Origin of the sequence: Streptomyces sp. SM1, from assembly GCF_002910825.1 — a bacterium.
GTDB classification, from domain to species: domain Bacteria; phylum Actinomycetota; class Actinomycetes; order Streptomycetales; family Streptomycetaceae; genus Streptomyces; species Streptomyces okerensis.
The window spans coordinates 1-6,315 of the sequence record NZ_NEUB01000795.1 but is presented as its reverse complement, the minus strand read 5'-3'; the positions used below and the strand labels follow the sequence as shown (position 1 = coordinate 6,315).

Here is a 6,315-nt window from a genome sequence, read left to right as displayed (position 1 = left end):
GGACCGGGACCCGGACTGGTTCAAACGAGCCGTCTTCTACGAGGTCCTGGTCCGCTCCTTCCAGGACAGCAACGGCGACGGCATCGGCGACCTGAAGGGTCTGACCGCCAAACTCGACTATCTGCAGTGGCTGGGCGTCGACTGCCTGTGGCTGCCGCCCTTCTTCAAGTCGCCGCTGCGCGACGGCGGTTACGACGTGGCCGACTACACCGCCGTGCTGCCCGACTTCGGCGACCTCGCCGACTTCGTCGAGTTCGTCGACTCCGCGCACCAGCGCGGCATGCGCGTGATCATCGACTTCGTCATGAACCACACCAGCGACCAGCACCCGTGGTTCCAGGAGTCGCGCAAGGACCCGGACGGCCCCTACGGCGACTACTACGTGTGGGCCGACGACGACAAGCAGTTCCAGGACGCCCGCATCATCTTCGTCGACACCGAGGCGTCCAACTGGACGTACGACCCTGTACGCAAGCAGTACTACTTCCACCGCTTCTTCTCGCACCAGCCGGACCTCAACTACGAGAACCCGGCGGTCCAGGAGGAGATGATCTCCGCCCTGAAGTTCTGGCTGGACCTGGGGATCGACGGGTTCCGGCTGGACGCGGTGCCGTACCTGTACCAGCGGGAGGGGACGAACTGCGAGAACCTCCCGGAGACCCACGCGTTCCTGAAGCGGGTGCGCAAGGAGATCGACACCCAGTACCCGGACACGGTGGTCCTGGCGGAGGCCAACCAGTGGCCGGAGGACGTCGTCGACTACTTCGGCGACTACTCCGCCGGCGGCGACGAGTGCCACATGGCCTTCCACTTCCCCGTCATGCCCCGCATCTTCATGGCCGTGCGCCGCGAGTCCCGCTACCCCGTCTCGGAGATCCTCGCCAAGACCCCCGCCATCCCCTCCGGCTGCCAGTGGGGCATCTTCCTGCGCAACCACGACGAACTGACCCTGGAGATGGTCACCGACGAGGAACGCGACTACATGTGGGCGGAATACGCCAAGGACCCCCGCATGCGCGCCAACATCGGCATCCGCCGCCGCCTCGCCCCCCTGCTGGACAACGACCGCAACCAGATCGAACTCTTCAACGCCCTCCTGCTGTCGCTCCCCGGATCACCGATCATCTACTACGGCGACGAGATCGGCATGGGCGACAACATCTGGCTCGGCGACCGCGACGCCGTCCGCACCCCCATGCAGTGGACCCCGGACCGCAACGCCGGCTTCTCCTCCTCCGACCCCGGACGCCTCTTCCTCCCCGCCATCATGGACCCGGTCTACGGCTACCAGGTCACCAGCGTCGAAGCGTCCATGGCCTCCCCCTCCTCCCTGCTCCACTGGACCCGCCGGATGATCGAGATCCGCAAACAGAACCCCGCCTTCGGCCTCGGCTCCTACACCGAACTGCCGTCCTCCAACCCCGCCGTCCTCGCCTTCCTGCGCGAGTACGAGGACGACCTGGTGCTCTGCGTGAACAACTTCTCCCGCTTCGCACAGCCCACGGAGCTGGATCTCAGCGCCTTCGAGGGGCGGCACCCGGTGGAGCTGTTCGGCGGGGTGCGGTTCCCGGCCGTGGGGGAGCTGCCGTACCTGATGACCCTCGGCGGGCACGGCTTCTACTGGTTCCGGCTGCGCAAGGACGCCGCTTAGAACCCGGGGCGGGCCGGTTTTCACCGGCCCGCCCTGGGCACGCATCAGTAACACCCCGCCCACCGGCGGCGCCCGCTGAGGCACGCCGAAAGAGGGGAAAGGACGCGACGCCATGTCGGAAGCCGTCACACGTACTGTCACGACCCCGCCCGGCCTCCTTGCGTCACTGGATCCGCTGCTGAGGGAGTGGCTGCCGCGGCAGCGCTGGTTCGCCGGCAAGGGCCGCCCGGTCACCGGGGTCGCCCTGGTCGCGGCCACCGAGCTGCTGCCGCCGACGGCCAAACCGGGTCTGTACCACCTGCTGGTCCGCGCCCACCAGCCGCTCCAGCCGGGACACGCCGGCCACGAGCAGCCCGGCGACTGCTACCAGCTGCTCATAGGCGTGCGCGAGGCGCTGCCGCCCCGGCTCGCGCCCGCGCTGATCGGTCATGTGACACGGGGCCCGCTGGCCGGACGGACGGTCTACGAGGCCCTGCACGACACCCGGCCCGCCGAACTGCTCCTGGAGGCCCTGCGCACCCGGGCCAGGATCGGCGGGCTTCGTTTCGAGCGGGATCCTCACCTGGAGATCCGCTCCGGTCTGGTGCCGCGTCTGGTGACGGCCGAGCAGTCGAACTCGTCGGTCGTCTACGGAGACACGTTCATCCTGAAACTGTTGCGCCGGATCGTGCCCGGGATCAACCCCGACCTGGAGCTGCCGCTGGCGCTGGCCCGCGAGGGCTGCCCCCGGGTGCCCCCGCCGACGGCCTGGCTGGTCACGGACCCCGGCGAGCTGCCCGGCCCGGCGCCCGCGGCCGAGCCGTACGTCCTGGGGGTGCTCCAGCCGTTCGTGCAGGGCGCGACGGACGGGTGGGAGCTGGCGCTGCGGGAGCTGGCCAAGGGGGAGGACTTCACCGCCGAGGCGCGGGCCCTCGGACGGGCCACCGCCGAGGTGCACACCGCGCTGGCCCGCGCACTGCCGACCGTCACGCTGGGTCACACCCAGCTCGGTTCCATGGTCGCCGGGATGACCGAGCGGCTGGAGGCGGCCGTGCACGCGGTGCCCGCGCTGCGCCCGTACGCGGACGGTCTGCGCTCCGCGTACACGGCGCTGGACGATCTGGCCGCCGAGGGCCGCACCTGGACCGCCCAGCGGGTGCACGGCGATCTGCACCTCGGGCAGTGCCTGCGGTCCCCGGCGGGAGAATGGTCGCTGATCGACTTCGAGGGGGAACCGGCCCGTCCGCTCGCGGAACGGCGGATGCCGCAGCCGGCGGTGCGGGACATCGCCGGCATGCTGCGGTCCTTCGACTACGCGGCGCGCTCCGTGGACCCGCCGCAGCCGGACTGGGCGGGCCACTGCCGGGCCGCGTACTGCTCCGGGTACGCGGAGGCCTCGGGCCAGGATCCGCGGACCGAGCCGGTGCTGCTGCGCGCGTACGAGACCGACAAGGCGGTCTACGAAGCGGTCTACGAGGCCCGGCACCGGCCCGACTGGCTCCCCGTACCGCTGGCGGCCGCGCACCGGCTCGCCTCCGCCGACCGGGTCTGACCCGGATCCGGCCCCGGTCCTGTCCCCCGATCCCGATCCCGAGCCCGAGCCCGACCGTCGTCCTGGAGGCCTCGCCCGTGACCCCCCGCCCCACGTCCAGCGGTTCGCATCCGGAGCAGCCGGCCGAGCAGCGGCGCACCGAGCCACCGGCGCCCGCACGGAAGGAGGCAGCCGTGAAGAAGGCCCGTGCGAAGAAGGCCCCCGCGAAGAAGACCGCCGCGGCGGCGAAGGTCACGGCCGCGAAGGCGGCGACCGAGAAGACAACGGTGAGGAAGGCGGCGAAGAAGGCCGCGGGGAAGGCGGCGGGAAAGCCGACGGGCAAGTCGGCGGAGAAAGCCGCGGACAAGGCCGCGGGAAAGAAGGCTCCGGCCGTCGGGAAGGGCGCCGCGAGGAAGAAGGCCGGGCAGGCCGCCGCCCCGTCGCCCGCGCCCTCACCCGTCCCGCCCGAGATGGATCTGGAGATCGCCGTCTCCCCCGCCGTGGACAGCGGCGACCGGGAGCGGCTGCTGGACGGTACGCATCACGCCCCGCACTCCGTGCTCGGCGCGCATCCGGTGCCCGGCGGAGTCGTCTTCCGGGCGTTCCGGCCGTACGCCCTGGCGGTGACCGTCGTCTCCGGGGGGCTGACCGTCGAACTGCACGACGACGGGGACGGCTTCTTCTCGGGGCTGCTGCCGCTGCGCGAGGTACCGGCGTACCGGCTGCTGGTGACGTACGAGGGGACGGTGCAGGAGACCGAGGACGCGTACCGCTTCCTGCCCACGATCGGCGAGCTCGACCTGCATCTGATCGGCGAGGGCCGGCACGAGGAGCTGTGGACGGTCCTCGGCGCGCACCCGATGACCCACCAGGGCGTCACCGGCACCCGCTTCACGGTGTGGGCGCCCGACGCGCGCGGGGTGCGGGTGGCCGGCACCTTCAACTTCTGGGACGGCACCGGCTTCCCCATGCGGTCGCTGGGCTCGACGGGGGTGTGGGAGCTGTTCGTGCCGGAGATCGGCGAGGGCGAGCTGTACAAGTTCGAGATCACCCGCCCCGACGGCTCGAAGACCCTGCGCGCCGACCCGCTGGCCCGCCGCACGGAGGTGCCGCCCGCGACGTCGTCGGTCATCACGTCCTCGGCGTACGAGTGGGACGACGCGGAGTGGCTGGAGCGCCGGGCCGACGTGCCCGCGCACCGGGCGCCGTTCTCCGTCTACGAGGTCCATCTGCCCTCCTGGCGGCCGGGCCTGACCTACCGGCAGCTCGCCGACCAGCTGCCCGCGTACGTCAAGGACCTCGGTTTCACCCACGTCGAGCTGATGCCGGTGGCCGAGCACCCCTTCGGCGGCTCCTGGGGCTACCAGGTCACCGGTTTCTACGCGCCCACCGCCCGCCTCGGCACCCCCGACGACTTCAGGTACCTGGTCGACGCCCTGCACCGGGCCGGCATCGGCGTACTCATGGACTGGGTACCGGCGCACTTCCCGCGCGACGAGTGGGCGCTGGCGGAGTTCGACGGGCGGCCGCTGTACGAGCACGAGGATCCGCTGCGGGCGGCCCATCCCGACTGGGGGACCCTGGAGTTCGACTTCGGCCGGCGCGAGGTGCGCAACTTCCTGGTCGCCAACGCCCTCTACTGGTGCGAGGAGTTCCACATCGACGGGCTGCGGGTGGACGCGGTCGCCTCGATGCTCTACCTCGACTACTCGCGCGAGCCGGGCCAGTGGACGCCGAACGAGCACGGCGGCCGGGAGAACCTGGACGCGGTGGCGTTCCTGCAGGAGATGAACGCGACCCTGTACCGCAGGGTGCCGGGGGTCGTGACGGTCGCGGAGGAGTCCACCGCATGGGACGGCGTCACCCGGGCCACCCACCACGAGGGGCCCAGCGGCTTCGGCGGGCTGGGCTTCGGGCTGAAGTGGAACATGGGCTGGATGCACGACTCGCTCACGTACATGAGCCATGAACCGGTGCACCGCCGGTACCACCACGGCGAGATGACGTTCTCGATGGTGTACGCGTACAGCGAGAACTACGTGCTGCCGATCTCCCACGACGAGGTGGTGCACGGCAAGGGGTCGCTGGTGTCGAAGATGCCCGGCGACTGGTGGCAGCAGCGCGCCCACCTGCGCTCCTACCTGGGCTTCATGTGGGCCCATCCCGGCAAGCAGCTCCTCTTCATGGGGCAGGAGTTCGCGCAGGGGGCGGAGTGGTCGGAGGCACACGGACCGGACTGGTGGCTGCTGGACCCGCACTACGGCGCGGAGGCGGACCACCGGGGGGTGCGCGACCTGGTGCGCGACCTCAACACCGTGTACCGGCACACCCCGGCGCTGTGGTGGGGCGACACCGAACCGTCCGGCTTCCGGTGGGTGACCGGGGACGCGGCCGAGGACAACGTGTTCGCCTTCCTGCGGTACGACTCCGACGGCACCCCGCTGCTCGCGGTGTCGCACTTCGCGCCGGTGGTCCGCCACGACTACCGGATCGGGGTCCCCGACGACGTGCCCGCCTGGCACGAGGTCGTGAACACCGACGCCGGCCGCTACGGCGGCAGTGGCGTCACCAACCCCGACCCGGTCAAGCCGGAACCACAGGGCTGGCACGGCTTCCCGGCCCGCATCCGCCTGACCCTGCCACCCCTGGCGACGGTGTGGCTGCGCCCGGCCTGACTACAGTGGCCCGATGGGAAACGACCGGCGTGTCCGCCGCCTCGTGGTGGACGGGACCGTCTGGTACTGGACGGTCCGGCAACGGGTGGGACCCGACTACGCCGACTGCCGGGTGACCCTCTCCCTCTTCCCGGAGGCGTCGGGCGTCGGGGTGAACACCAGGCGGCGCAGGACGCGCGGCGGCCGGCGCCGGCTGTCCCTGGTCTTCGCCCCGGGCCCGCACCACATCATCTCGAACTGATTCTTCGAGGCGGGCACGGTGGTGCGTCTCCCCGATCAGGCCTGGCTCAACCTCTACGAACCGGGAACGGTCCGCCGGCTGCTCGGCGCCGCCGCGCCCGCTCCTGAGATCCCCTCCCCGCCGCGGGATCTGGAGGTGGACGGCTGGTCCTTCTTCTCCGCGGTCGTGGACCACGCCGGCTCCGGCGCCGATCCCGTGGCGGGTCGCGCGGAGCCGGAGGGTGGGGCGCGGGAGCGGT

Annotated in this window: 4 protein-coding genes and 1 pseudogene; all 5 read left to right on the top strand. The window is 71.3% G+C overall.

The window, feature by feature from the left end; genetic code table 11:
* Nucleotides 1-1,651 (top strand): maltose alpha-D-glucosyltransferase (gene treS / locus B9S61_RS24390; protein ID WP_103544165.1); only part of this gene is annotated, 1,651 nt, incomplete at its 5' end.
* A gap of 112 nt (nucleotides 1,652-1,763) precedes the next feature.
* Complete coding sequence (locus B9S61_RS24385) at nucleotides 1,764-3,182, top strand: maltokinase (RefSeq protein WP_103544164.1); 1,419 nt, start codon at nucleotides 1,764-1,766, stop codon at nucleotides 3,180-3,182.
* Between the two features lie 77 nt (nucleotides 3,183-3,259).
* A complete protein-coding gene (gene glgB, locus B9S61_RS24380) occupies nucleotides 3,260-5,836 on the top strand; it encodes a 1,4-alpha-glucan branching enzyme (protein WP_103544163.1) in 2,577 nt (858 codons plus the stop codon).
* Nucleotides 5,837-5,849: 13 nt separating this feature from the next.
* Nucleotides 5,850-6,077 carry a hypothetical protein gene (locus B9S61_RS41040; protein WP_181007506.1) on the top strand — a complete coding sequence of 76 codons (228 nt, stop codon included), beginning with the start codon at nucleotides 5,850-5,852 and terminating at the stop codon, nucleotides 6,075-6,077.
* Nucleotides 6,078-6,098: 21 nt separating this feature from the next.
* Nucleotides 6,099-6,315: pseudogene (locus B9S61_RS41035) on the top strand (hypothetical protein); the annotation flags it as partial.